The sequence below is a fragment of the Nonomuraea montanisoli genome (assembly GCF_013363975.1).
Lineage (GTDB): Bacteria > Actinomycetota > Actinomycetes > Streptosporangiales > Streptosporangiaceae > Nonomuraea > Nonomuraea montanisoli.
In genome coordinates this window covers 80,465-106,482 of record NZ_JABWGN010000003.1, presented here as the reverse complement: position 1 = coordinate 106,482, position 26,018 = coordinate 80,465, and the positions used below count along the sequence as shown (strand labels likewise).

Genomic DNA, 26,018 nt, shown 5'->3' with positions numbered 1-26,018 from the left:
AGCAAGCGCCAGGACCCGTTCGACCTGCCCTTCGACCTGTCGTCCTCCGGCGGCTCGTCCGACGACGACCCGGACGACCGGCCGCGTGGCCGCACGCCCCGCGGCCGCACGCCCCAGGACCCGCCCCGCACCCGCACGCCACAGGATTCGGCGGGCAGCCGCGCGCGCCGCGACCGTGACGACGACGGGCGGGACGCCGGGTCGCGTGGTCGTGCGGGGCGTGACCGTGATGACGACCTTCGTGACGTGGGGGCGCGTGGCCGCCTGCGCCGCGTCCACGACGAGGACCTGCGGGACGCTTCGGCGGGACGTGTGCGCCGTGACCGCGACGACCTGTCCGCCGCCGCCCCGCGTGGCCGTGCGGGCCGTGAGCGTGACGACGACGGGCGGGACGCCGCTCCCCGGGGACGCCTGCGCCGTGACCCCGACGACGAACCACAGGGCCCCACTCGGGGCCGTACGCGCCGGGACTGGGAAGGTGACCCCCTTGACCTGCCACACGGCCGCGCGCCGCAAGATGGCGCGCGCGGGCGGTCGGGCGGCCGTTCGGCCGACGACCGGATGAACGCCCGCCAGGGCCGGTCGGGCGGCCGGCCCGAGCGCGATTCGGCGGACGGCCGCCGCTCCCGCGCGGACGACGGTGAGCCGTCGGGCTGGGACCCGATGGCCGGATCGGCCCGCTCCAGGCGCGCGGCCCAGGACCACGACGAGCTCCCGCCCTTCACGGGACGCGGCGAGAGCTCGTCGGCTCGCGCCCGCCGCCAGGACGACGGCGACGGTCCGCGTGCCCGCTCCCGCCAGGAGCCCGTGGGACGCGTCGTCCGCGGCCGTCAGGACGACGACTCCGAGCCCGGCCGCGGCCGCGCGGGCGGCGGGACCTCCGCCTCGGGCAGCCGTACGCGGAGCGAGACCGGCGGGCCGGGCGGCCGGGTGCGAGGCGGGAGGGACGACCGAGCGCGGAGCCGTACGGACGGCCGGGTGCAGAACGGGACGGACGGTCGGGGCCGGGGCGCGAGCGACGGCCGGGCCCGCGACGAGGCCGAGCGGCCGTCCGGGTCGTCCGGGTCGTCAGGGCCGTCCGGGCGTGGCCGCCTGCGCCAGGACGGCGCCCAAGGAGCAGGGACGCGCCGGGCCTCCCCCTCACAGGACCCCGACCTCCGCAGCTCCCGCAGCCGCGATCCCCGCGATCGTGACGCGCGTGACCGCGACCGTGACCCGCGCCGCGATCCCCGTGACCGCGATCCTCGTGACCGTGACCCGCGCAATAGCGATCCCCGCGATCGTGACCCGCGCGATCGTGACCCGCGCCGCGATCCCCGCGATCGTGACGCGCGTGATCGTGACCGTGACCCGCGCGATCGCGACTCCCGTGACCGCGACCCCCGTGACCGGGGCAGCGCGCGTGGCCGGGCCGCCGCGCAGGAGCGCGACCCCCGCGGACGCCCCCCCAAGGACGCCCCCGGACGCGCCACCGGCCCGCGCAGGAGCACCCCCCGCCGCGGGCCCGCGAGCCCGCTGGCCCGCGGTCTGGGCGCGCTGCTCTCCCGCATGCCCGGAGCCCCCGGCGCCTGGGGCCGTGACGGCTGGGACCCGGACGGCCGGGGCCCCGGCGGCCGCGACGGGGGAGGGCGCGACGGGGGAGGGCGCGACGGGGGAGGGCGCGGCGGTGGTCCCGGATCGGGGCGCCGGCCGCCGTCCCGTCCCGCCAGGCCGCCCCTCGTGCTGCGCCTCGGCAGCCCGCGCCGGCGCATCAACGTCGGCCTCATCGGCATGACGTTCATCATGTCGATCTTCGCCGGCCGCCTGATCCAGATGCAGGGCCTCGACTCCAAGGTGTACGAGGCGCGGGCCGCCAGTCAGCGCCTGCAGACCCAGCAGATCCCGGCCAGGCGCGGCACCATCACCGACGTCGCCGGCCACCCGCTGGCCGTCACCGCCGAGGCCCGCGAGATCGCCATCGACCCCAGCGTGGTGCCCCCCGCCGCGCGTCCCGTGGTCGCCCAGGCCCTGGCCGCGTACCTCGGCAGGTCCGAGCAGGAGATGGCCGCCAAGCTGGCGGTGACCGGCACCCGCTACCAGCTCCTGGCCCGGGACGTCGACCCCGGCGTGGCCGCCCGCCTGCTCAAGGAGGGCCGCGTGCCCGGCCTGACGTCGAAGAAGACCTACCGGCGCCTCTACCCGGCGGGCGACCTGGCGGGCAGCCTCATCGGGTTCGTCGGCGACGAGGGCAAGGGCCTCGGCGGCATGGAGGCGGCCAAGAACTCCCTGCTGGCCGGCCGCGACGGCGAGCAGCGGGCCGAGACGGGCCGCGACGGCCAGCCCATCCCGATGACCAGCACCCAGCGCACCGCCCCGGTCGACGGCCGCGACGTGCGGCTGACCATCGACCGCGACATCCAGTGGGCCGCCCAGCGGGCCATCGCCGAGCAGGCGAAGGTGGCGGGCGCGAGCAGCGGCACCGTCATCGTCATGGACGTGCGGACGGCGCAGATCGTCGCCATGGCCAACGCCCCCGAGCTCGACCTGAACAACTGGGGCAAGGCCCCGCCCGGCCTGTACGTCAACCGGGCCGCCGCCGACGTGTTCGAGCCCGGCAGCACCAACAAGGTCATCACCGCGGCGGCGACGCTGGAGGCCGGCGTGGTCAGCCCCGACACGGTCTTCCAGGTCAAGGACAACATCAAGTGCTACGACCGGGTGCTGCGCGACGCCCATCCGCACCCGGCGGAGGCGATGACGTTCCGCGAGGCCATGGCGCAGTCCAGCAACGTCGCCACCATCATGGCCGCCCGCAAGATCGGCAGTGAGCGGCTCTACCGCATGCTCAAGGCGTTCGGCTTCGGCGCGACCCCCGGCGGCGGCGTGCCCGGCGCCGGCGCGGGCCTGCTGCCCGACTACAAGACCTGGTCCGGGAGCCAGAGCTGCACGGTCGCCTACGGCCAGGGCGTGTCGGTGACCGCGCTGCAGATGGCCAGCGTCTACCAGACGATCGCCAACGGCGGGGTGAAGATCGAGCCGCAGATCGTGGCCGGCACGACGGACGCGTCGGGGCGGTTCGTCCCGTCCGCCCCGGGCAGGAAGACCCGCGTGGTCAGCGAGCGGACGGCCAAGGAGATCACCACCATGCTGGAGGCCGCGGTGAGCGCCCAGGGCACGGGCGAGCTCGCCGCCATCCCCGGTTATCGGGTGGCGGGCAAGACGGGCACCGCGGACCGCTACGATCAGCAGTTGGGCCGTTACGACGGATACACGGCCTCGTTCGTGGGCTTCAGTCCCGCCGACGCGCCCCGGCTGGTGGTGCTGTCGGTGCTGCAGAACCCGAAGAACGGACACTTCGGCGGGCAGATCGCCGCGCCCGTGTTCAAGGATGTGATGACGTTCGCCATCAAGAGCAGGAAGATCCCGCCCACGGGTTCCACCGCGCCAGCGGTGCGGACTCGCGCGGGACAGTGACCGGGGAAGGTACGCTGCCGCCGTGCGTCCCCCGTCGTCTATGCGTCCAACGACCAGTCCGCCCCGCCCGCTGACCGGGCTGGCGACCATGCTCGACGCCGAGTCAGGCTCGGCGAGGTCGCCCCATGCCGCGCTGACCGGTGTCACCCTCGACTCGCGCGAGGTCCAGCGCGGCGACCTGTACGTCGCCCTGCCCGGCAGCACCGCCCACGGCGCGGCCTTCGCGGCGCAGGCTCTGGCGCGCGGCGCCGCGGCCGTCCTCACCGACGAGGCGGGCCGCGAGCGGGCCGTCGCGACCGGGCTGCCGGTGCTGATCGTGCCCGACCCGCGCGCCCTGCTCGGGCAGGTCGCCTCCTGGGTGTACGGCCAGCCGGCCCACGACGTCCAGGTGCTCGGCGTCACCGGCACCAGCGGCAAGTCCACCACCACGTTCCTGCTGGAGGCGGGGCTGCGGGCGGCCGGCCACACCACGGGCCTGGTCGGCGGCGTCGAGATCCACGCGGGCGACCTGGAGTTCCAGCCGCGGCTGACCACGCCCGAGGCGTCCGACCTGCACGGCCTGTTCGCCCTGATGCGCGAGCGGGGCGTGACGGCGGCGGCCATGGAGGTCTCCAGCCACGCCCTGGCGCTCGGCCGCGTCGACGGCGTCTTCTACGACGTGGCGCTGTTCACCAACCTGTCGCAGGACCACCTGGACTTCCACAAGGACCTCGACGACTACTTCTCCACCAAGGCCCGGCTGTTCCAGCCCGAGATGTGCCGGACGGGCGTCACCAACTTCGACGACCCGTACGGCCGCGAGCTGCTGGCGCGGGCCAAGGTGCCGATGACGACGTTCTCGGCGCTCGGCGACCCGGAGGCGGCCTGGCGGGCGCTCGACACCCGGCTCGGCGCCGACGGCAGCGCCTTCCGCGTGGTGGGCCCCGGCGGGGTCGAGGCCGACGCGCAGATCTCGCTGCCCGGCCCGTTCAACGTCGCCAACGCGCTCGGCGCCATTGTCACCCTCGTCGAGGCCGGCGTGCCGCTCCAGACGGCCGTCCACGGCGTCGGCGCGATGACCGGGGTGCCCGGCCGCATGGAGCGGGTCACGGACGCCGGCGACGACTTCCAGGCCGTGGTCGACTACTCGCACAAACCGGGCGCGGTCGAGTCGGTGCTGCTGTCCCTGCGCGAGGTCACCGCCGGGCGGCTCACGGTGGTGCTCGGCTGCGGCGGCGACCGCGACACGGGCAAGCGGCCCCTCATGGGCGAGGCCGCGGCCCGGCTGGCCGATGTGGCGATTTTCACCAGCGACAATCCTCGTTCCGAGGATCCGCTGGCCATCCTGGCCGCGATGATGGAGGGAGCGCTCCGCGTTCCGCGGCACGACCGCGCTCATGTGATCATTGAGCCTGACCGCGCGGCCGCGATCGAGCTGGCGGTCGGCCGGGCCGGCCGCGGCGACGTGATCGTGGTGGCGGGCAAGGGCCATGAGCAGGGTCAGTACATTTCAGGCGAGGTGATCCCCTTCGACGACCGCGAGGTCGTCACCCGGGCGATCGACGCACGCAAGGAAAGCAGGAAGCACGCATGATCCCGTTGCCTCTGGCCAGGATCGCCGAGATCACCTCGGGGGCCCTGTCGGGCATGGCCGACCCCCGCGCGGTGGTGCGCGGTCCGGTGGTGATCGACTCGCGGGACGTCCGGCCGGGATCGCTGTTCGTCGCCTTCAAGGGCGCGCGCGTGGACGGTCACGACTACGCCGCCCAGGCGGTCCGGGCCGGAGCCGTCGCGGTGCTGGCGAGCCGGGCCGTCGACGCGCCCGCGGTCGTGGTGCCCGACACCGCCGCCGCGCTGGCCGCCCTGGCCACCGCGCAGAGCGCGGCCCTGCCCGGCGCCACCGTGATCGGCGTGACCGGCTCGGCCGGCAAGACGACCACCAAGGACCTCCTGGCCCGGCTGACCACCCGCATGGGGCCCACGATCGCGCCGGTCGGCTCGTTCAACAACGAGATCGGCCACCCGCTGACCGTGCTCAGGGCCGACCACGAGACCCGGTTCATGGTGCTGGAGCTGAGCGCCCGCAACATCGGCCACATCCGCGCGCTCACCCGCATCGCGCCGCCGCGCATCGGCGTGGTCCTCAACGTCGGCACCGCCCACCTCGGCGTGTTCGGCGGCAAGGAGGCCATCGCCAAGGCCAAGGGCGAGCTGGTCGAGGCGCTGCCCCGCGACGGCGTCGCGGTGCTCAACGCCGACGACCCGCTGGTGCGCGAGATGGCCGCGCGCACCGAGGCGCGCGTCACGCTGTTCGGCCGCGCGCCGGAGGCCGCGATCCGGGCCGAGGACGTCACCTTCGACGAGCGCGGCCGGGGCTCCTACACGCTGACCACGCCGTCCGGCTCCGCCCGCGTCTCGCTGCTGCTGTACGGCGAGCCCGCGGTCGAGAACTCGCTGGCCGCCGCCGCGGCGGCCTACGAGCTGGGCCTGCCGGTCGCGACCATCGCCGCGGAGCTGAGCCAGGCGACCCCGAGCAGCCGCTGGCGCATGGAGGTCACCGACCGGCCCGACGGCGTCACCGTGATCAACGACGCCTACAACGCCAACCCCGACTCGATGCGCGCCGCGTTCGCCGCGCTCGGCGCCCTGGGCGGCGGACGGCGGCGCTTCGCCGTCATCGCCGCCCTGCGCGAGCTGGGCGAGGACTCCACGGAGCTCAACACCGACCTGGGCCGCCTGGCGGGCGGCGCGGGCCTGTCCGGGCTGGTGGTCGCCGGCCCCGACGCCGACCCGGTGCTGGAGGGCGCGTTCGCCGCGGCCGGCCGCGCCGGGACCCCGGCCGCGTCCCGGGAGACCCACACCCACCCGGGCGACATGTCGGGAACGGGTGACATGTCCGGAGCGGGTGACCTGCCGATCGTGCACGTGCCCGACGCGGAGGCCGCCGCCGCGCAGGTGTCGCAGTGGCTGCGGCCCGGCGACGTCGTGCTCGTCAAGGGACCCCGCGCGATGAGCCTTGAGAGGACGGCCGAGCTGCTGCTCGGGGGTGCCACCCAGTGAACAACATCATCATCGCCGGCGCGGTGGGGCTCATCCTGTCGATGCTCGGCACCCCCCTGGCCATCCGGCTGCTCTCCCGTCGTGGCTACGGCCAGGAGATCCGCGAGGAGGGCCCGTCCGGCCACTACGACAAGCGCGGCACCCCCACGATGGGCGGCATCGTCATCGTGCTGGCCTCGCTGATGGCCTACGGCGGCTCCCACCTGGCCATGCTGTCGCCGCCCACCGTCTCGGGCCTGCTCGTGCTGTTCCTCATGACCGGCCTCGGCGCGGTCGGCTTCCTCGACGACTTCATCAAGATCTACAAGCAGCGCAGCCTGGGCCTGCGCAGCGGCGCCAAGGCGCTGGGCCAGCTCGTCGTCGGAGCCATCTTCGCGGTGATGGTGACGCAGCAGGCCAACGTCTACGGCATCACGCCCGCCGAGCCGCGCCTGTCGTTCCTGCGCGACTTCGGGCCGCCGCTCGGCATCGTCGGGTTCACCATCTGGGTGCTGATCATGATCGTCGGCTTCTCCAACGCGGTGAACCTCACCGACGGCCTCGACGGCCTGGCCAGCGGCGCGACCGGCGTCGTGCTCGCCGCGTACGTGCTGATCGGCAACTGGCAGCTGCGCAACAACTGCATCGACCAGCTCGGCCCCAACTGCTACTGGGTGCGCGACCCCCTCGACCTGGCCGTGGTGGCCGCCGCGGTGCTCGGGGCGCTCATCGGCTTCCTGTGGTGGAACGCGCCCCCCGCCAAGATCTTCATGGGCGACACCGGCTCGCTCGCGCTGGGCGGCGTGCTGGCCGGCCTGGCCATCGCCACCCGCACCCAGCTCCTGCTCATCATCCTCGCCGGCCTGTGCGTGATCATCACCCTGTCGGTGATCATCCAGGTGGGCTTCTTCAAGATGACCGGCAAACGCGTGTTCCGGATGGCGCCGCTGCAGCACCACTTCGAGCTGAAGGGCTGGGCGGAGACCACGATCGTGGTCCGGTTCTGGCTGATCGCCATGCTGTGCGCCGCCCTCGGCCTCGGCCTGTTCTACGTCGAGTGGATGCCGCGATGACGCACGCGGCGGACCTCGGGCTCACCTGCGTGGCCGGGCTCGGTGTGTCCGGCACCGCCGTCGCCGAGGTGCTCGCCGCCCGGGGGGAGCGGGTCGTGGTCGTGGAGGCCGTCGAGGGGGAGCGGCAGCGCCGCGCCGCCGGCGAGCTGGCCGCGCTGGGCGTCGAGACCCGCTTCGGCGCCATGGACCTGCCCGAGGGCGTCACCCGGCTGGTCACCACCGGCTGGGCGCCCCACCACCCGCTGATCGCCGCCGCGCTGCGGGCCGGCGTCGAGGTGGTCGGCGAGGTCGAGCTGGCCTGGCGGCTGCGTCCGGCCGGCGCCGCCCCCTGGCTCGCCCTGACCGGCACCAACGGCAAGACCACCGCCGTGCGCATGCTCACGTCCATCCTGCTGGCCGACGGCCGCGGCGCGGCGGCCGTGGGCAACGTCGGCGAGCCCGTCATCCGGGCCGTCACCCGCACCGGGGACGAGGCGTACGACACGCTGGCCGTCGAGCTGTCCAGCTTCCAGCTCCACTGGTCGGCCTCCCTGGCCCCGCTGGCCGCCGCGATCCTCAACGTCGCGCCCGACCACCTCGACTGGCACGGCTCCATGGAGGAGTACGCCGCCGCCAAGGGCCGCATCTTCGAGCGCGCCGGCACCGTCGTCTACAACGCCGACGACCCCGAGGCCACCCGGCTGGCCGAGCCGTACCCGCGGGCCGTCGGCTTCACGCTGCGCGTGCCGAGGCCCGGGCAGGTCGGCGTGGTCGAGGACCTCCTCGTGGACCGGGCGTTCGTCGCCGACCCGGTGGAGGCGGCCGAGGAGCTCGCCACGCTGGCCGACGTGCGCCCGCTCGCCCCGCACAACGTCGCCAACGCGCTGGCCGCCGCCGCCCTCGCCCGCGCCGCCGGCGTGCCGGCCTCCGCCGTACGCCAGGGCCTGCGCGACTTCACGCCCGACCCGCACCGCCTCCAGCACGTCGCCCGCCTCGGCGAGGTCGACTACGTCGACGACTCCAAGGCCACCAACCCGCACGCCGCGGCGGCGGCCCTGTCGTCCTACCCGTCGATCGTGTGGATCGCGGGCGGCCAGCTCAAGGGCGCCGACGTGGAGGACCTGGTGCGCCGGGCCGCGCCGCGGCTGCGCGGGGCGGTGCTGCTGGGCGCCGACCGCGGCGTGATCGCCGAAGCACTCGCGCGACACGCCCCGGATGTCCCCGTGGTGGACATCTCCTCCCAAGACACTGGTGCGATGGACGAAGTCGTCACCGAAGCCGCCCGTCTGGCCCGCCCGGGTGACACCGTGCTGCTCTCGCCGGCCGGGGCGTCGCTCGACATGTTCGCGGGGTACCCGGCGCGGGGGGAGGCCTTCGCGCGTGCCGTACACGGGCTGAAGGCCGCCACGTGAGCGCCACCAGCACCGAGGACCGGCCGCGCCGGAGCGCCGTCGAGGGGCCGTCGGGCTGGGCGCGCGAGCAGCTCGCCACGCTCAGGGAGCTGCTGGGCAAGCCGCTGACCACCTACTACCTGATCCTCGGGTGCAGCGCCCTGCTGCTCGCGCTCGGGCTGATGATGGTGCTGTCGGCCTCCAGCATCGAGGCGATGCAGAAGACCGGCAACCCGTTCTCCTGGTTCATCAAGCAGTCGTTCTCGGCCGCGCTCGGCGTGCTGGTCATGTGGGGCTGCTCCCGGCTGCCACACCGGTTCTTCCGGTGGGCCGGATATCCGCTCATGGCGTTGTCGATCATCGCGCTGGTCATGGTGCTGTTCATCGGCTCGTCCGAGCTGGGCGCGCAGCGGTGGATCTACGTCGGCCCGCTGACCATCCAGCCGTCCGAGCCGGCCAAGCTGGGGCTCGCGCTGTGGGGGGCCGACCTGCTGGCCCGGCGGGCCCGGCACGGCCGCATCGAGTGGCGGCACATGCTGATCCCGCTCATGCCCGGCACGGCCATCCTGGCCGTCATGGTCATGCTCGGCCGCGACCTCGGCACCACGCTCGTGCTGTTCATGATCTTCCTGGCGCTGCTGTGGGTGGTGGGGGCGCCGATCAAGCTGTTCGCCGGCATCCTGTCGCTGGCCGTGCTCGCCGCGATCATCATGATCAAGGTGGAGCCGTACCGGATGGCCCGCATCGGCGCCTTCCTCGACCCGTGGGCCGACGCGCAGGGCGCCGGCTACCAGGCGGTGCAGGGGCAGATCGCGATGGGCTCCGGCGGCTGGTTCGGGCTCGGCCTCGGCAGCAGCCGGGCCAAGTGGAGCTGGCTGCCCCACGGCGAGAGCGACTTCATCTTCGCCATCCTCGGCGAGGAGCTCGGCCTGATGGGCACCCTGGTCGTCGTGGCGCTGTTCGGCCTGCTCGGGTACGCGGGGCTGCGGGTCGCCACCCGGGTCAACGACGCGTTCGTCCGGCTGGCCGCCGCCGCGATCGTGGCCTGGATCGCCGGTCAGGCCATCGTCAACATGGGCGCCGTCCTCGGCGTGCTGCCCATCACCGGCATCCCGCTGCCGCTCGTCTCGTACGGCGGGTCGGCCCTGCTGCCCACGCTCGCCGCGCTCGGCATGCTGCTGTCGTTCGCCAAACGCGAGCCCGGCGCCCGCGAGGCCCTCGCGGCCCGTGGCCCCGGACCGGCCGTGCGGGCCCTAAGCTGGCTGGGCCTGGGACGCGCCGCCCGGGCCAGGTCCCGGGCCGGAAGCAGGGCCGGGGCCGGGGCCGGGAGCGGGGCCCGGCGCTGAGGCGCCGCGCGGCGGGGCATGACGTGAGAGACGGGACGCTGGGCACGACGTGAGGGAGTGGACATGAGGGTGGTCCTCGCCGGTGGCGGGACGGCCGGCCACATCGAGCCGGCGCTCGCCCTTGCCGACGCGCTGCGCCGCCTCGACCCGGGCGTCGGCATCACGTGCGTGGGCACCGAGCGCGGCCTGGAGACGCAGCTCGTCCCGGCCCGCGGCTACGACCTGGAGCTGGTGCCGGCCGTGCCGCTGCCGCGGGCCCTCACCCCGCGGCTGCTCACCGTGCCCGGCCGGCTGGCGGGCGCCGTCAACGCCGTCGCCGCCGTGCTCGACCGCGTCGCGGCCGACATCCTCGTGGGCTTCGGCGGGTACGTCGCCACGCCCGCCTACCTGGCCGCCAAGCGGCGCGGCCTGCCGATCGTGGTCCACGAGGCCAACCCGCGCCCCGGCCTGGCCAACCGCCTCGGCGCGCGGCTCGCCGACCACGTCTTCAGCGGCTTCCCCGAGCCGGCCCTGGCCGGCGCCGCCTACATCGGCACGCCGCTGCGCAGGGAGATCGCGACCCTCGACCGGCTGTCCACGGGCGACAAGGCCCGCTCCTGGTTCGGGCTGGAGAACGACCGGCCCACGCTGCTGGTCTTCGGCGGCTCCCGGGGCGCCAGGTCGCTCAACCAGGCGGCGCTGGCCGCCGCCCCCGCCCTGCGCGCCGCCGGCATCCAGGTGCTGCACGTGCTCGGGCCGGACAACGTCCCCGACCACGAGCCGCCGCCGGGCGACCCCCAGTACGTCCTGCTGCCGTACATCGACCGCATGGACCTCGCCTACGCCGCCGCCGACCTCGCCCTGTGCCGGGGCGGGGCGCTGACCTGCGCCGAGCTGACCGCGGTGGGGCTGCCCGCGGCGTACGTGCCGCTGCCGCACGGCACCGGCGAGCAGCGCGTCAACGCCGAGCGCATCGTGGCGGGCGGCGGCGGGCTGATGGCCGACGACGCGGAGCTGTCCGCCCAGTGGATCGTCCACCACCTGCTGCCCATCCTGCGCGACCCCGAGCGGGTCGCCGTCATGTCCGAGGCGGCCGCCCGGCTCGGGCGCAAGGACGCCGATATCATGCTCGCGAGGAAAGTCTTGGAGATAGCCGGATGAGTCTGGTCAAGCTGGTCGAGCCCATCGCCACCGAGGACCTGGGCCGGGTCCACTTCATCGGCATCGGCGGCGCGGGGATGTCGGGCATCGCCCGCATCCTGCTCAAGCGCGGCGTGCGCGTGTCCGGCAGCGACGCGCGCAGCAGCGACCTCGTCGGCGAGCTGCGCCGGCTCGGCGCCACCGTGCACATCGGGCACGCCGCCTCCCACATCAAGGACGTCGACACCGTCGTCGTCTCCACCGCGATCCGCGACTCCAACCCCGAGCTGGGGGAGGCGCTGAGGCAGGGGCTGCGCATCATCCCGCGGGCCGCCGCGCTCGCCTCGGTGATGGCCGGCCGCACGGCCGTCGCCGTCGCCGGCACCCACGGCAAGACCACCACCACCTCGATGCTCACCGTGGCGCTGCAGAAGTGCGGCGCCGACCCGTCCTACTGCGTCGGCGGCCAGCTCGTCACCACCGGGCTCGGCGCCGACGAGGGCTCCGGCGAGGTGTTCGTGGCCGAGGCCGACGAGAGCGACGGCTCGTTCCTCATGCTGGCCCCCGACATCGCCGTGGTCACCAACGTCGAGGCCGACCACCTCGACAACTACGGCGACCCGCGCGCCGTCCACGACAGCTTCGCCCGCTTCAGCGAGCGGATCGGCTCGCTGCTCATCGCCTGCGCCGACGACCCCGGCGCGGCCGAGATGGCCGAGGCCGCGCGGGCGCGCGGGCTGCGGGTGCGCACGTACGGCGAGGCGGGCGAGCTGCGGGTGACCGACGTGCGGCCCGACGGGTTCGGCACGCGCTTCACCGTCGAGGGGCGCGGCGAGGTCAGGCTGGCCGTGCCCGGGGCCCACAACGCGCTCAACGCCGCCGCGGTGATCGCCGTGGCCGACGAGCTGGGCCTGCCGTTCGAGGAGATCAGGGACGGGCTGGCGGCCTTCGGCGGGACCAAGCGGCGCTTCGAGGCCAAGGGCGAGGCGGGCGGCGTCGCCGTGTTCGACAGCTACGCCCACCACCCGACCGAGCTGGCCGCCGACCTGCGGGCCGCGCGCGACGTGGTGGCCTCCTACTCCGGCGACGGGCGGGTCGTCGCCATCTTCCAGCCCCACCTGTACTCGCGCACCCGGTTCTTCGCCGACGACTTCGGCACGGCTCTCGGGCTGGCCGACGAGGTGATCGTGCTCGACGTCTACGGCGCCCGCGAGGACCCCGAGCCGGGCGTGTCGGGGGCGATGGTCGCGGGCCGCGTGCCGCTGCCCGCCGAGCGGGTCGCGTACGAGCCCGACCGCTCCGCGGTCCCGGGCCTGGCGGCGTCCCGCGCGCGGCCGGGCGACATCGTGCTCACCATGGGCGCCGGGGACGTGACGGAGCTCGGCCCCCGGATCCTGGCGGAGCTCTCCGGCCGCTGACGCCCGCACGGGGCGCCTCCGGCCACGCCTCGGACCGCCCGGCAGGGCGGGGACTCCGGGCGGCGGGCGCGCCTCGGGCGGCGTGGGCGGCGCTCGGCGTAGGTTCGGTGCCGTGATCGGGTCGGATGGGCGTGCAGCCGGGAGAGTGATGAGGGCGCGGACGGCGTTGCTGGTGCTGCTGACCGTGGGCGTGGTCGGCGTCGCGGCGTGGCTGGTGTTCTTCTCGCCGGTCCTCGGCGTCCGCTCGGTGGAGATCGTGGGAAATCTCACAGTGCCCGAGGACCGGGTCAAGGAGAAGGCCGCGGTGCCCGCCCTGCATCCGCTGGCCACGGTCGACCTGGAGGGCGTCGAGGCCCGGGTCCTGACCCTGCCGCAGCTCGCCACGGCCAAGGCCGAGCGGGTCTGGCCGGGGACGCTGCGCATCCGGGTCAGCGAGCGGCGGCCGATCGCCTCCCTGCCCGTCGGCGGCCGGGCCGCGCTCGTCGACGCGCACGGCGTGGTGATCGAGGTCAGGGACCTGGCCCCGGCGTGGCTGCCGGTGCTCAAGGTGGACCGGCCGGCCGCGGGCGATCCGGCGACGATGGCCGCGCTCAAGGTCGTCCAGTCGCTGCCCGGCTCGCTGGCGGGCAGGGTGCGCCAGGTGAGCGCCACCACGGCCGAGGGCGTGTCGCTGGAGCTGACCGACGGCCGCACGGTCTTCTGGGGCGGCGCCGAGCGCGGCGAGGAGAAGGCGCGCATCCTGACGCGGGTCCTGGGACGCAAGGCCGACGTCTACGACGTCAGCTCGCCGGACGTCGTCACCCTCAAGTGATCTTATCGCGACGCATCTGGTAATGATCCTTACCGGCTGTCCGCCGGGCGCGTTTCCGCCGTCCGATCAGCGGGGGTGCGAGAGGTTCGCCGCGCCTGTGCGCGCCGGCGGCCCGGGCGTGAGAGCCTGTACGCGGGACGTGCGGCGGAGGAGTGCCCCCGACCTGGCGAGACCACAGAGCGAAACGGACAGCCCGCGACACGCCGGACGTGCTTGCGGCGCGGTTAGTTGACCCGCCCGGAGCGTAACTCCTACTGTCCGTATCAATCCTCAGGTTGACATAAATCTGAATCTCAACTTGAGGTTGAGACTTACCCGAACTGAGAACGCGGAGACATCCGCACCGAAATGGCAAGTAAACGAGCGGAAAGGCCCCTCGTCGTGGCAGCACCGCAGAACTACCTCGCGGTCATCAAGGTCGTCGGCATCGGCGGCGGCGGAGTCAACGCCGTCAACCGGATGATCGAGGAGGGACTCAAGGGCGTCGAGTTCATCGCGATAAACACCGACGCCCAGGCGCTGCTGATGAGTGACGCCGACGTCAAACTCGACGTGGGCCGTGAGCTCACGCGCGGACTGGGCGCCGGCGCCAACCCCGACGTGGGGCGCAAGGCGGCGGAAGATCATCGTGAGGAGATCGAGGAGGTCCTCAAGGGGGCCGACATGGTCTTCGTGACGGCCGGCGAGGGCGGCGGCACCGGCACGGGCGGCGCGCCCGTGGTGGCCAACATCGCCCGGTCCCTCGGCGCCCTGACCATCGGCGTCGTGACCCGGCCGTTCAGCTTCGAGGGCCGGCGCCGCGCCATGCAGGCCGAGGCCGGCATCGAGACGCTGCGCGACGAGGTCGACACCCTCATCGTGATCCCCAACGACCGGCTGCTGTCGATCTCCGACCGGCAGGTGAGCGTGCTCGACGCGTTCAAGGCGGCCGACCAGGTGCTGCTGTCCGGTGTCCAGGGCATCACCGACCTGATCACCACGCCCGGTCTGATCAACCTCGACTTCGCCGACGTGAAGTCGGTCATGTCCGGCGCCGGCTCGGCGCTCATGGGCATCGGCCACGCGCGCGGCGACGACCGTTCGGTCGCGGCGGCCGAGATGGCGGTCTCCAGCCCGCTGCTGGAGGCCAGCATCGACGGCGCCCACGGCGTGCTGCTGTCGATCGCGGGCGGGTCCGACCTGGGCCTGTTCGAGATCAACGAGGCGGCGCAGCTCGTGTCCATGGCCGCGGCGCCCGACGCCAACATCATCTTCGGCACGGTCATCGACGACGCCCTGGGCGACGAGGTGCGGGTCACCGTCATCGCCGCCGGCTTCGACGACGTGCCGCCGCCGGTGGAGAAGCTGCCGCGCCCGCAGAGCCGCCCCGCGGCCCAGGCGGCGCCGCCGGTCTCCTCCCCGGCGCGTCCCAGCGTCGCCCCGCCGACCGTGAAGGCCGAGCCCGCGCCCAGGCCGGAGCCGCGGCCCGAGCCGCGCGCGGAGGTGCGGCCCGAGCCGAGGCCCGACTTCCGGTCCGAGCCCCGTCCGGAGCATCGTCCCGAACTGCGGGCCGAGCCGCGGCCGGAGCTGCGGACCGAGCCGATGCGGCCGGTGGAGAGCGTTCCCGAGCCCGCGCCCGACCCCGAGCCGGTCGTCGTGGCCGAGGAGCCGCCGGGCCCCGTCTCGATCCCGCGGCCCACGCCCGAGCCGGCCACCCCGCCCACCCCGATCACCTCCCGCATGTCGGAGCCGGCCAAGCGCCGCCCGGTCGTCTTCGAGGAGCAGGAGGAGGAGCTCGACGTTCCCGACTTCCTGAAGTGACCGTCGCGCCCTCGCCGCTCCGCTCCCGGCCAACGGGACGGCGGAGCGGCGCCGCTGTGTGCGGGGCCGCACCGAGGGCGTCCCCCCGAGACGGTTGTCGCCGTACGCGCGGCGCCGCCCGTACGGGACGGGCGCGGTGATCGGCCCGGTCGGCGGGGACGGACGGGCACCGGGCATGATGGGGGCCTGCGGGAAGCCGCGAGAGGCCCCATGAATGAGGCGGGACGAACAGGGCAGTCCCGAAGTCCTGAGGGAAAGGGACAGGCGCGATGAGGCGGGACGAGATCGCGGCCGGGCTGGCCGACGTCGAGCGGCGGATCGCGGAGGCGTGCCGGGCGGCCGGACGCGACCGCGGCGAGGTCACGCTGATCGCCGTCACCAAGACCCGCCCCGCCGAGGACGTGCGGATCCTCGCCGAGCTGGGCGTGCGCGACGTCGGCGAGAACCGCGACCAGGAAGCCGCGCCCAAGGCCCACGAGCTGGCCTCCCTGCCCCTGACCTGGCACTTCGTCGGCCAGTTGCAGACCAACAAGGTGCGCTCCGTCGCCGGCTACGCCGACGTCGTCCACTCCGTCGACCGCCTGCGCCTGGCCGCCGCCCTCAGCAAGGAGGCCGGGCGGCTGGGCCGGGAGGTCGGCTGCCTCGTCCAGGTGTCCCTGGACGACGACCCGGCCCGGGGCGGCGCCCTCCCGGCCGACGTGCCGGCGCTGGCCGACGAGATCGCCGCGCTCGGCCACGTCTGGCTCGGCGGGGTCATGGCCGTGGCGCCGCTGGGCGAGGACCCGGGCAAGGCGTTCGCGCGGCTGCGCGAGGTGGCGCAGGCCGTGCAGGAGAACCACCCGCGCGCCACCATGATCTCGGCCGGGATGAGCGACGATCTGGCGGAGGCCGTCGCGCACGGCGCGACACACGTGCGGATCGGTACGGCGTTGCTCGGCCGTCGCAAGCCCTTCGTCAGGTAATGTCCCCTCAAGTGGGCTTCAGGCCCGCGCATCCAGTAGAGGTCGATCAGCGGTGAGCTTCAAGGGGGTACGGCTACCGCCTCGGGCGCTGCGACAGGCCCGAGCGAGTGCGACCATGAGCAGGAGGACGACGTAGCGATGGCCGGCGCGATGCGCAAGATGGCGGTCTACCTCGGTCTCGTGGAGGACGACCGTTACGAGAGGTACGACACCTACCCGGACGAGTACGCCTACGAGGACGAGGCCCCCCGCACCGGCGAGGAGCGGCCCGTGACGGTCCAGGACCGCGACGAGGAGACCGACCCGGGCGTCCCCGCGCCCCGGCCCGCCACGACCGTCCTGGAGCGCCGTACGACCGATCTGGCCCGCATCACCACGCTCCACCCCCGCACCTACAACGAGGCGCGGACGATCGGTGAGCACTTCCGCGACGGCACTCCCGTCATCATGAATCTGACCGAGATGGTTGACAGCGACGCCAAGCGCCTGGTCGATTTCGCGGCAGGTCTGGTCTTTGGCCTACACGGCAACATCGAACGTGTTACCAACAAGGTGTTCCTGTTGTCCCCTGCCAATGTCGAGGTGACCGCCGAGGACAAGGCTCGAATCGCGGAACGCGGGTTCTTCAACCAGAGTTAGAGTCTCTGTATGCCTATCGCACCCGACCGGGTCTCGCCGAGGCCCGCAGGGCACACCAGAAGGGGAGGCGCGGCCAGCCCGTGGCGATCGTAAGTCAGATCTTGGTCGTCGTCCTGTCGCTCTACCTGGTGCTGCTCATCGGCAGGATGATCTTTGAGACGGTCCAGGCGTTCGCTCGCCAGTGGCGACCCACCGGGGTCGTACTGGTGCTGGCCGAAGCCACATACACCGCAACAGACCCACCCCTCAAGTTCCTCCGCCGTTTCATTCCTCCGCTCCGGTTGGGTACGGTGGCCTTTGACCTGAGCTTCACAGTCCTCTTCATCGTGGTCCTGCTCCTGATCCAGATCGTGGGATGGATGGGCCGGTGAGAGGGACCGCGGGGCACCGGTCGAGATCCAACTCGTGTCCGCGCTGAAGTGATTCGGGATCCCCGTCCCTCCGGACAGACTCCAAGCGCGCCAAGGAGACCAAAAGATGCCGCTGACGCCCGCTGACGTGCGGAACAAGCAGTTCAGTACGACCCGGTTGCGACCGGGCTACGACGAGGAAGAGGTCGACGCGTTTCTCGACGAAGTCGAGGCCGAGCTCGACCGCCTGATCCAAGAGAACGAGGAGCTGCGCGCCAAGCTGGGCGAGTGCCTGCGCGGGAAGGTGCCGGGCGGCATGAGCATGCCCATGGCCTCCGCGCCGGTGCAGGAGCAGCCCAAGCCCGAGATGATGGCGCCCCCGCAGCCCGAGCCCATGCGGGCCCCGGAGCCGCAGCCCCAGCCCCAGCCGGTCCCCGTGGCCATGAACATGCCTCCCGCCGAGGACAACATGGACACCGCGGCCCGCGTGCTCGCCCTGGCCCAGCAGACCGCCGACCAGGCGATCGCCGACGCCCGGCGTGAGGCCGACGAGACCGTCACCCGCGCCCGCCGCGAGGCCGACGAGATCCTCACCAAGGCCCGCCGCCAGGCCGAGCAGGTCATCGGCGACGCCCGTGCCCGCGCCGAGACGCTGGAGCGCGACGCGCAGGAGCGCCACCGCCAGGCCATGGGCTCCCTCGTCCAGACCCGCGACGAGCTGGAGCGCAAGGTCGAGGAGCTGCGCAGCTTCGAGCGCGAGTACCGCAGCCGCCTCAAGCTCTACCTGGAGAACCAGCTCGCCGAGCTCAACGTCTCCGCCGAGGGCAGCGGTGCCTTCCCGGTGATGTCGGGTGGTCCGGCGGCCGTCGCTCCGGCCATGTCCCACGCCGTTCCCCAGGGCGCTCAGCAGCCGCTCCCCGGCGGTCCGAGCCCGTTCGGCGGCGACGGCCCGCAGGGCGCTTTCCCCGGCGGTGACGGTCCTCACAACGACCGCCGGTAAAGTAACGGGTCGACCACCAGGCCCGTCACTTCGAAAGAGCCCTCTGTGATCCTCATCAGCGCTGGTTTGGTGCTCGCGGCGGTCGTGTTGCTGATCGCGGGCTTCGTCCTGGCCAAGGTGTACCTCATCATGTGGTCCATCGTGGTCAGCGTGCTGTCCGCGCTGTTCCTGGTGATCGGGGCCTTCCTGCGGCGTCACGAGCTCTTCCCCAGTGGTGGGCGGGCCGCCGAGCCGGCCGCCCCTCCGTTGGGGCACGTGCCGCCCGGCATGCCGTACGGCCAGACCGGCCCGACCGGCGTGCCGCAGACCGGCCCGACGGGAGCGTCGCCGTCCCCGCGTCCGCGGGTGCAGCAGACGGCGACCGTCCCCGCGTCCGCCCCGCGCCGCGCGCCGGCGACGGGGATCACCCCGGACGCGCTCGTCCTGGTGATCCCGGGGCGCAAGCGCTACCACGTCGCGGGGTGCCGCCAGCTGGTCGGCCGGGATCACGAAGAGCTCACCTACGAGGAGGCACGCGAGGAGGGCTTCACGCCCTGCACGACGTGCCTGCCCGACGCCGCCCTCGGCGGACGGCAGCTCCCCCCTGTCGCCGACCCCGAACCGGCGGCCTCCTCCGGAACCACGACGTCGTCCGCCCCCCCGGCGTCGTCCGGTCCGGCGACCTCCAGCGGCTCCGTGGTCTCCACGGGCAGCCGCGCCGAGCCGGCCGGCTCCGAAGAGCCCGACGACTCCTCCGCGTCCACGCGGATCCTGCGCCCGCCGGTCCCCACCGGCACGGGCCGTCCGCCCGCCGCGCCGAAGCCCGCCGCGCCCCCCGCGAAGGCTTCCACCCCCGGCACGGACGCCGCCGACAATCGCGGCCCCGCACGCCCCTCGGAGCCCGCCTCGGGCTCCGCTCCCAAGCCCGGCGCGAAGCCCGGCTCGACCGCCCCCGCCGCCGCCTCCGGTGAGGCCGCCAAGGCGGAGGCCGGATCGGGCTCCTCCTCCGAGCCGTACGCGTGGTTCGCCCGTCCGGCCGATGACAAGGGGCCGACCGGCGCGGGCGCGACCAGCAAGGGCACGCCCAAGAAGACCTCCGGCGACGACGCCTCGGGCGCCTCGGGTGCCTCCGCCGAGGACGTTCCCGGCAAGGACACCCCAGGCGACACGTCCGGCAAGGACGCCACCGGTAAGAGCGCGCCTGGCAAGGGCGCGACCGGCAAGGGCGCGACCGGCAAGGACACGTCCGGCAAGAGCGGGCCCGGCCAGGGCGCGGGAGGCTCGGCCGCGGGCGGGCCGGCCGCGCGGCCCTCGGCCGCCGCTCCCGGCGCGGGCTCCGGCGACGACGAGGACGACGACCAGCAGACCTCTCCTTCGGTGGCGTTCACCCCGCCGGCCGCGCGCGCTCCCAAGGCGCCAGCCGGCCCGTCCGCTCCGGCGGGATCACGGCCGGGCGAGGCGACCCAGATCTTCCCGGTCCGCTCCGAGGGCGCCGCCAGGCCCGCCACGGGCGCGGAGGCCAAGGACCGGGCACTGGAACGGCCTTCGACGGCCGACGACGAGCAGGGGCCGGAGACGCGGCCGCAGCGCGCCGTGTCCGCCACCGGTGAGCCGGTCGAGCCTCCCGCCCGTAAGCCGGGGACACGGGACGTCCCGGTCCGGCCCGCGTCGGCCGCCGAGTCGTCCGCGAAGCCGAAGGGCCCGATCCCGGGCGCAGCCTCCTCGGGCGCGAAGACCTCCTCTTCAGGCGCCAAGAGCTCGACGACCACCGCCAAGAGCTCGACGACCACCGCCAAGGGCTCGGCGGACCGCGACGCCGAGGACTCCACCTCGGACGCGAAGGACTCCACCGCCAACCCCAGGAGCTCGGCCTCCGGCGCGGCCGAGGAGCCTGAGAAGTCGTCCAAGGATTCCAAGGCGGCCTCCGGCGGGTCCACGAACGCTTCCGCCACGGTCAAGGTGATCGAGGGCACGAGCCGCTACCACGCCACCGACTGCCCCCTCGTCCGCGCCGTGGGCGACTCGGGCGTCCTGGCCATGCCCCTCGCCGACGCCGAGGAGGCCGGGCTGACGAGCTGCTCGGTCTGCCGCGAGGACGACGACACCGACGACTGACCGTTCCCGGGCACACCCCGGGAACGCGGAAGGCGGGACACCCCCGAAAGGGTGCCCCGCCTTCGACGTCCGGTCAGACGCGCCGGAGCTGGAAGGTCAGGCCCAGGTCCGCGTCCTCGTGGACCGGCAGGCCGTCCTGCGCCCCCTCCGTGACGGAGGTGGCCAGGACCTCCTCCGCCACCAGCGACCAGCCCGACGTCAGGGCGGCCGCCAGGTCGGCGTTGGCGGACGTCCACCACAGCGCGATCCGGTCCGTGATCGACAGGCCCGACGCCTTGCGGGCCTCCTGCACCAGGCGGATCACCTCGCGCAGCAGCCCGGCCTGGCGCAGCTCGTCCGTGAGCTCCAGGTCGAGGGCGACCGTCTCACCGGTGCCGGTGTCGATCGCGCCCGTCTCCACGGCCCAGCCGGAGCGCGGCTGCTCGGTGACGATCACCTCGTCGGGGCCGAGCGTGACCTCGCCCAGCTCGCCGGCCTCCAGCGTGACGGTGCCGCCGCCGCGCAGCGTGCGGGCCACCGACGCGGCGTCGGCCGCGCCGACCGCCGCGGCCACCACCTTGGTCTGCGAGCCGAACCGCTTGCCAAGCGCCCGGAAGTTCGGCTTCACCGTGTACGACACGAGGTCGGCGCTGAAGCCGGACATGTCCTCCAGGGCCTGGACGTTCAGCTCGTCGGCGATGAGGTCGCGCAGCTCGGCCGGGAGCGCCGGCCAGCCGTGCGCGCCGACCAGGGCCCGCCGCAGCGGCTGCCGGGTCTTGACGCCCGAGGAGGCGCGGGCCGAGCGGCCCAGCTCCACCAGGCGGCGCACCAGCGCCATCTGCTCCGACAGCGCCGGGTTCAGCAGCTCCTCGCGGGTGGCCGGCCACGAGGCCAGGTGCACCGAGGCGGGGGCGTCCTCGCCGCGCAGCACGTCCCACAGGTAGTCGGTGACGAACGGCGCGATCGGCGCCATCAGCCGGGTGACCGTCTCCAGGCACTCGTACAGCGTCGCGAACGCCTCCCGCGAGCCCTGCCAGAAGCGGCGGCGCGAGCGGCGCACGTACCAGTTGGACAGGTCGTCGAGGAAGTCGGCCAGGCGGCGGCCCGCCCGCTGCGTGTCGTACTCGTCGAGCGACGCCGTCACCTCGGCGACCGTGCGGTGCAGCTCGGCCAGCGCCCACCGGTCGAGCAGCGGCCGCTCGGAGGCCGGCGGCGCGGAGGCCAGCATCGCGGGCGACCACGACTCGGCGTTGGCGTACAGCGTGAAGAAGGAGGCGGTGTTCCAGTAGGTCAGCAGGACCTTCCGGACGATCTCCTCCAGCGCGTTGTGGCCGACGCGGCGGGCCGCCCACGGCGAGCCGGAGCAGGCCATGAACCAGCGCAGCGCGTCGGCGCCGTGCTGGTCCATCAGCGGGATGGGCTCCAGCACGTTGCCGAGGTGCTTGCTCATCTTGCGGCCGTCCTCGGCCAGGATGAGGCCCAGGCACAGCACGTTCTCGTACGACGACTGGCCGAACACCAGCGTGCCGATGGCCATGAGCGAGTAGAACCAGCCGCGCGTCTGGTCGGTGGCCTCGCAGATGAACTGCGCCGGGTAGACGCCCTCCGGCTTGCCCCGCGCGCCCCACTGGGCGAACGGCATCGAGCCCGAGTCGTACCAGGCGTCGATCACGTCCGGGACCCGGCGCGCCTCGCCCCCGCAGTCGGGGCAGGGGAAGGTGACGTCGTCCACGTACGGGCGGTGCGGGTCGAGCGCGGAGACGTCGCGCCCGGCGAGCGTGCCGAGCTCCTCCATCGACCCGACGCAGGTGACGTGCGACTCGTCCTCGCCGCACACCCACAGGGGCAGCGGCGTGCCCCAGTAGCGGGAGCGCGACAGCGACCAGTCGACGTTGTTGCGCAGCCACTCGCCGAACCGGCCCCACTTGATCGTCTCGGGGAACCAGTTGGTCTTCGCGTTCTCGGCCAGCATCGCGTCCTTGACCGCGGTGGTGCGGATGTACCAGGACGGGAGCGCGTAGTAGAGCAGCGGGGTGTGGCAGCGCCAGCAGTGCGGGTAGCTGTGCTCGAAGTGGCCGCCGCGGAACAGCAGGCCGCGGGCCCGCAGGTCCTCGGTCAGCTCCTCGTCGGCGTCCTTGAAGAACCGGCCGCCGACCATGGGGACGTCGTCCAGGAAGCGCCCGTCGGGCCCGATCGGGTTGACCACCGGCATGTCGTACCGCTTGATCACCGCCAGGTCGTCGGCGCCGAACGCCGGGGCCTGGTGGACCAGGCCGGTGCCGTCCTCGACCGTCACGTACTCGCCGAGCACCACGTAGTGGGCGCCCGGGATGTCGACCAGGTCGAACGGCCGGGAGTAGGAGGTGCGCTCCAGCTCGCGGCCGGTGAAGCGGGCCACCTCGGTGGCGCCGTCGCCCAGCACCGACAGCAGCGGCTCGGCCACCACCAGCACCTCGCCGTCGGCGGTGCGCGCGGCGACGTAGGTCACGTCGGGGTGGACGGCCACCGCGGTGTTGGACACGAGCGTCCACGGCGTGGTGGTCCAGATGAGCAGCGAGGCGCCCAGCTCGGCCAGCCGCCCGGAGGTGGCGGGCATGCGGACGTACACCGACGGGCTGGAGACGGTCTCGTAGCCGCCCGGCTGGCCCAGCTCGTGGTCGGACAGGCCGGTGCCGCAGCGCGGGCAGTACGGCGTGATGCGGAAGTCGCGGAACAGCAGGCCCTTGTCGAAGACGACCTTGAGCGACCACCAGACCGACTCGATGTACGACGGGTCCATCGTCCGGTAGGCGGTGGACAGGTCGATCCAGTAGCCCATGCGCTCGGTCATCTGCTCGAAGGCGTCGACGTGGCGCAGCACCGACTCGCGGCACTTGGCGTTGAACTCGGCGATGCCGTACGCCTCGATGTCCTTCTTGCCGGTGAGGCCGAGCTCCTTCTCGATGCCGACCTCGACGGGCAGGCCGTGGCAGTCCCAGCCGGCCTTGCGCGGCACGCTGAACCCCTGCATCGACTTGTAGCGGGGGAACAGGTCCTTGAAGACGCGGGCCTCGACGTGGTGGACGCCGGGCAGGCCGTTGGCCGTGGGCGGGCCCTCGTAGAAGACCCAGGCGGGATTGCCGTCGTTCTGCTCGACGGAGCGCTCGAAGACCTTCCCGTCCCTCCAGCGGTCGAGGACCTCACGCTCGAGCGCGGGCAGGTCGACCTGCGCGGGAAGAGAGCGGAAACTAGGGGAAGACATCTGGGGCGCGCCTCCACGCGGTCACTGTCGGACAGGGCTGCGTGAAGGGACGAAGCCGTGCGGCTCCGCGGTACCACCCTTCTTGGCCCCAGGAGTGCGGGACCCACTTCGTTGGTCTGCTGCCGGGTCTAATGAGCTCCGCAGGAGCCGTTCTTCCGGCGGCTCCGGGGTGATATCCCTCACATTCGGGGGCCCCATCGACGCCTTGCAGATTCACACCATAACGCAGAGCGGGGCCCGGGTCTTCCCGGTTTCCCTGGTGAGGCCCCTGGCTCCGGTACTGAAGTCGTAAACGGCGACAAAGTTGCGGGAATGGAGTGCCCGGCGGAGGAGTTGAAGGCGCGCGGCGGGATAGTACGGGAGAGGTAAACGGGGCGGCGGGTCGTTTGCCGTTCCGTTATAGGGCACCTAAGCTGCCCGCACCACTCATGGCCTTGATCAGCATGGAGGCACTCATGGCGGCAGTCACGCAGACCACCACTCCCTCGATGTGGTCGGACGAGGAGCTGGCCGAGGTACGCGGCACGCTGCAGCGCGAGATCGACGAGCTCAACGCGGACATCCGCCGTCATGAGTCCGAGATCGCCTCGGGAGATGTGACGCAGGGGGCCGGTGACGACCAGGCGGACGCCGGCGCCAAGACGTACGAGCGCGAACGCGAGATCGCCCTTACCCTGAATGCGCGCGACCTGGTCGCGCAGAACGAACGTGCGATCGCCCGGATCGACGCGGGGACCTATGGAGTGTGCGAATCGTGCCACAAGCCGATCGGCAAGGAGCGCCTGCAGGCGTTCCCGAGGGCGACGCTGTGCGTGGCCTGCAAGCAGAAGGAGGAGCGCCGGTAGCGAGGCGGCGCGCCCGCCTCGCCGTCATCCTCGTGGCGCTGGCCGTCGTCGTCTACGTGGCCGACCTCGCCAGCAAGACGGCCGTGCTGCGGGCTCTTGAGGGCAAGGCGCCCCTGGTCGTCATCCCGGACGTGCTGCAGTTCCGGGTGTTCTTCAACTCCGGTGCCGCGTTCAGCATCGGCACCGGGATGACGATAGTCTTCACGTTCATCGCCGTCGGGGTCGTGTTCGCGATCATCCGCACGGCCCGCAAGCTGCGCAGCCTGCCGTGGGCGATCACGCTGGGGCTGCTGCTCGGCGGGGCGCTCGGCAACCTGACCGACCGGCTGCTGCGCTTCCCGTCGGGGTTCGGCCGGAGCACCCAGTTCCAGGGGCATGTGGTCGACTTCATCGAGGTCCTGCCCGGGCACTTCCCGGTGATCGACTACTTCCCGATCTTCAACGTGGCCGACTCGTCGATCGTCTGCGGCGGGGTCCTGGCCGTGTTCCTGGCCTGGCGCGGCTACCAGATCGACGGGACGAGGGAGGGCAAGTGAGCGAGCACCGCAGCCTGCCCGTGCCCGACGGGCTGGAGGGCGAGCGCCTGGACGCCGCCCTGTCCCGGCTGTTCGGCTTCTCGCGCACCCGGGCGGCCGAGCTGATCGGCGCCGGCGAGGTGACCGTCGACGGCCGTGAGCCGGCCAAGTCCGACCGCGTCCACGCGGGCGCCTGGCTGGAGGTCACGCTGCCGCCCCCGGTCACCACGCCCATGCCCGTCGCCGAGCCGGTGCCCGGCATGCGGGTGGTGTACGAGGACGACGACATCATCGTGGTGAACAAGCCGATCGGCGTCGCCGCGCACCCCACGGTCGGCTGGACCGGCCCCACCGTGATCGGCGGGCTGCTCGGCGCCGGTCACACGATCGCCACCAGCGGCGCCGCCGAGCGTCAGGGCATCGTGCACCGGCTCGACGCCAACACCACCGGCGCCATGGTCGTCGCCAAGAGCGAGCACGCCTACTCCCACCTCAAGCGCGCCTTCAAGGAGCGCACGGTCGACAAGCGCTACCACGCGCTGGTGCAGGGCCACCCCGACCCGTTCCGGGGCACGGTGGACGCCCCCATCGACCGGCACCCGTCGGGCGACGGCCGGTTCGCGGTCGTGGCGGGCGGCAAGCCGTCGGTCACGCACTACGACACGATCGAGGCGTTCCGGGCGGCGTCGCTGCTGGACATCAAGCTGGAGACGGGCCGCACCCACCAGATCCGGGTGCACATGTCCGCGCTGCGCCATCCCTGCGTGGGCGACCTGCTGTACGGCGCCGACCCCACGCTGGCCGCGCGCCTCGGTGTCGGGCGGCAGTGGCTGCACGCGGTGTCGCTCGGTTTCGAGCACCCGTCGAGCGGCGAGTGGATGTCGTTCCAGACCGACTACCCCGAGGACCTGCAGAAGGCCCTCGACATCGTCAGCGCCGAGTCCTGACCGCGGCACGCCTCCGTCGCCGGGCGTGCTCCCCGCGC

General features: G+C 73.4%; 19 protein-coding genes. 18 read left to right on the top strand and 1 reads right to left on the bottom strand.

The features are described 5' to 3' along the window. Positions 1 to 1,719 precede the first annotated feature (1,719 nt). From HTZ77_RS48930 to HTZ77_RS07300, 15 genes are all read left to right on the top strand, one after another. Positions 1,720 to 3,453 carry a peptidoglycan D,D-transpeptidase FtsI family protein gene (locus tag HTZ77_RS48930; protein ID WP_456237985.1) on the top strand — a complete coding sequence of 578 codons (1,734 nt, stop codon included), beginning with the start codon at positions 1,720 to 1,722 and terminating at the stop codon, positions 3,451 to 3,453. 40 nt (positions 3,454 to 3,493) lie between these two features. Then, positions 3,494 to 5,026 (top strand): UDP-N-acetylmuramoyl-L-alanyl-D-glutamate--2,6-diaminopimelate ligase, encoded by a 1,533-nt coding sequence (locus HTZ77_RS07365; RefSeq protein WP_175588719.1) that lies wholly within the window; start codon positions 3,494 to 3,496, stop codon positions 5,024 to 5,026. After that, a complete protein-coding gene (locus HTZ77_RS07360; RefSeq protein ID WP_175588718.1) occupies positions 5,023 to 6,492 on the top strand; it encodes a UDP-N-acetylmuramoyl-tripeptide--D-alanyl-D-alanine ligase in 1,470 nt (489 codons plus the stop codon). The genes HTZ77_RS07365 and HTZ77_RS07360 overlap by 4 nt, the downstream gene beginning before the upstream one ends. Beyond that, positions 6,489 to 7,544 (top strand): phospho-N-acetylmuramoyl-pentapeptide-transferase, encoded by a 1,056-nt coding sequence (gene mraY, locus HTZ77_RS07355; protein WP_175588717.1) that lies wholly within the window; start codon positions 6,489 to 6,491, stop codon positions 7,542 to 7,544. The genes HTZ77_RS07360 and mraY overlap by 4 nt, the downstream gene beginning before the upstream one ends. Next, a complete protein-coding gene (gene murD, locus HTZ77_RS07350; protein ID WP_175588716.1) occupies positions 7,541 to 8,935 on the top strand; it encodes a UDP-N-acetylmuramoyl-L-alanine--D-glutamate ligase in 1,395 nt (464 codons plus the stop codon). Before mraY ends, murD begins: the two co-directional genes overlap by 4 nt. Further along, complete coding sequence (gene ftsW / locus HTZ77_RS07345) at positions 8,932 to 10,260, top strand: putative lipid II flippase FtsW (protein WP_175588715.1); 1,329 nt, start codon at positions 8,932 to 8,934, stop codon at positions 10,258 to 10,260. Before murD ends, ftsW begins: the two co-directional genes overlap by 4 nt. Positions 10,261 to 10,323: 63 nt before the next feature. Further along, positions 10,324 to 11,400 (top strand): undecaprenyldiphospho-muramoylpentapeptide beta-N-acetylglucosaminyltransferase, encoded by a 1,077-nt coding sequence (gene murG / locus HTZ77_RS07340; RefSeq protein ID WP_175588714.1) that lies wholly within the window; start codon positions 10,324 to 10,326, stop codon positions 11,398 to 11,400. Beyond that, on the top strand, positions 11,397 to 12,797 hold the full coding sequence (murC, locus tag HTZ77_RS07335; RefSeq protein WP_175588713.1) for a UDP-N-acetylmuramate--L-alanine ligase: 1,401 nt from the start codon (positions 11,397 to 11,399) through the stop codon (positions 12,795 to 12,797). The genes murG and murC overlap by 4 nt, the downstream gene beginning before the upstream one ends. A 148-nt stretch (positions 12,798 to 12,945) precedes the next feature. Then, positions 12,946 to 13,608, top strand: coding sequence for a cell division protein FtsQ/DivIB (locus tag HTZ77_RS07330; protein ID WP_175588712.1), 663 nt, complete (start codon positions 12,946 to 12,948; stop codon positions 13,606 to 13,608). A 381-nt stretch (positions 13,609 to 13,989) separates the two neighbouring features. Then, on the top strand, positions 13,990 to 15,408 hold the full coding sequence (gene ftsZ / locus HTZ77_RS07325; RefSeq protein ID WP_175588711.1) for a cell division protein FtsZ: 1,419 nt from the start codon (positions 13,990 to 13,992) through the stop codon (positions 15,406 to 15,408). A gap of 269 nt (positions 15,409 to 15,677) precedes the next feature. Further along, on the top strand, positions 15,678 to 16,370 hold the full coding sequence (locus HTZ77_RS07320; protein WP_175588710.1) for a YggS family pyridoxal phosphate-dependent enzyme: 693 nt from the start codon (positions 15,678 to 15,680) through the stop codon (positions 16,368 to 16,370). A 138-nt stretch (positions 16,371 to 16,508) separates the two neighbouring features. Continuing rightward, positions 16,509 to 17,009: a cell division protein SepF gene (locus HTZ77_RS07315; RefSeq protein WP_175588709.1), complete on the top strand. Its 501-nt coding sequence runs from the start codon at positions 16,509 to 16,511 to the stop codon at positions 17,007 to 17,009. 80 nt (positions 17,010 to 17,089) lie between these two features. Continuing rightward, a complete protein-coding gene (locus HTZ77_RS07310) occupies positions 17,090 to 17,380 on the top strand; it encodes a YggT family protein (protein ID WP_175588708.1) in 291 nt (96 codons plus the stop codon). Positions 17,381 to 17,486: 106 nt separating this feature from the next. Next, the gene (locus HTZ77_RS07305) at positions 17,487 to 18,359 is read left to right on the top strand and encodes a DivIVA domain-containing protein (protein WP_175588707.1); all 873 of its coding nucleotides are present in this window, start codon (positions 17,487 to 17,489) and stop codon (positions 18,357 to 18,359) included. Between the two features lie 45 nt (positions 18,360 to 18,404). Continuing rightward, positions 18,405 to 20,453, top strand: a complete 2,049-nt coding sequence (locus HTZ77_RS07300) for a hypothetical protein (RefSeq protein WP_175588706.1) — start codon at positions 18,405 to 18,407, stop codon at positions 20,451 to 20,453. Positions 20,454 to 20,526: 73 nt separating this feature from the next. Here the strand turns inward: HTZ77_RS07300 and ileS are convergent, their stop codons facing one another. Beyond that, positions 20,527 to 23,673 (bottom strand): isoleucine--tRNA ligase, encoded by a 3,147-nt coding sequence (gene ileS, locus HTZ77_RS07295; protein ID WP_175588705.1) that lies wholly within the window; start codon positions 23,671 to 23,673, stop codon positions 20,527 to 20,529. A gap of 455 nt (positions 23,674 to 24,128) precedes the next feature. Here ileS and HTZ77_RS07290 point away from each other — a divergent pair, with 455 nt between their 5' ends. The 3 genes from HTZ77_RS07290 to HTZ77_RS07280 are packed head-to-tail and all read left to right on the top strand — an operon-like array spanning position 24,129 to position 25,980. After that, positions 24,129 to 24,518, top strand: coding sequence for a TraR/DksA family transcriptional regulator (locus HTZ77_RS07290; RefSeq protein ID WP_175588704.1), 390 nt, complete (start codon positions 24,129 to 24,131; stop codon positions 24,516 to 24,518). 32 nt (positions 24,519 to 24,550) lie between these two features. Continuing rightward, complete coding sequence (lspA, locus tag HTZ77_RS07285) at positions 24,551 to 25,054, top strand: signal peptidase II (protein WP_328808468.1); 504 nt, start codon at positions 24,551 to 24,553, stop codon at positions 25,052 to 25,054. Continuing rightward, the gene (locus HTZ77_RS07280; RefSeq protein WP_175588702.1) at positions 25,051 to 25,980 is read left to right on the top strand and encodes an RluA family pseudouridine synthase; all 930 of its coding nucleotides are present in this window, start codon (positions 25,051 to 25,053) and stop codon (positions 25,978 to 25,980) included. The genes lspA and HTZ77_RS07280 overlap by 4 nt, the downstream gene beginning before the upstream one ends. The last annotated feature ends 38 nt before the right edge of the window (positions 25,981 to 26,018 follow it).

Coding starts and splice junctions, on each gene's coding strand:
- murD (WP_175588716.1), top strand. CDS start 7,541: ATGACGCACGCGGCGGACCTCGGGCTCACCTGCGTGGCCGGGCTCGGT.
- HTZ77_RS07315 (WP_175588709.1), top strand. CDS start 16,509: ATGGCCGGCGCGATGCGCAAGATGGCGGTCTACCTCGGTCTCGTGGAG.
- HTZ77_RS07365 (WP_175588719.1), top strand. CDS start 3,494: ATGCGTCCAACGACCAGTCCGCCCCGCCCGCTGACCGGGCTGGCGACC.
- murC (WP_175588713.1), top strand. CDS start 11,397: ATGAGTCTGGTCAAGCTGGTCGAGCCCATCGCCACCGAGGACCTGGGC.
- HTZ77_RS07360 (WP_175588718.1), top strand. CDS start 5,023: ATGATCCCGTTGCCTCTGGCCAGGATCGCCGAGATCACCTCGGGGGCC.
- ileS (WP_175588705.1), bottom strand. CDS start 23,673: ATGTCTTCCCCTAGTTTCCGCTCTCTTCCCGCGCAGGTCGACCTGCCC.
- HTZ77_RS07320 (WP_175588710.1), top strand. CDS start 15,678: ATGAGGCGGGACGAGATCGCGGCCGGGCTGGCCGACGTCGAGCGGCGG.
- HTZ77_RS07330 (WP_175588712.1), top strand. CDS start 12,946: ATGAGGGCGCGGACGGCGTTGCTGGTGCTGCTGACCGTGGGCGTGGTC.
- HTZ77_RS07290 (WP_175588704.1), top strand. CDS start 24,129: ATGGCGGCAGTCACGCAGACCACCACTCCCTCGATGTGGTCGGACGAG.
- HTZ77_RS07305 (WP_175588707.1), top strand. CDS start 17,487: ATGCCGCTGACGCCCGCTGACGTGCGGAACAAGCAGTTCAGTACGACC.
- murG (WP_175588714.1), top strand. CDS start 10,324: ATGAGGGTGGTCCTCGCCGGTGGCGGGACGGCCGGCCACATCGAGCCG.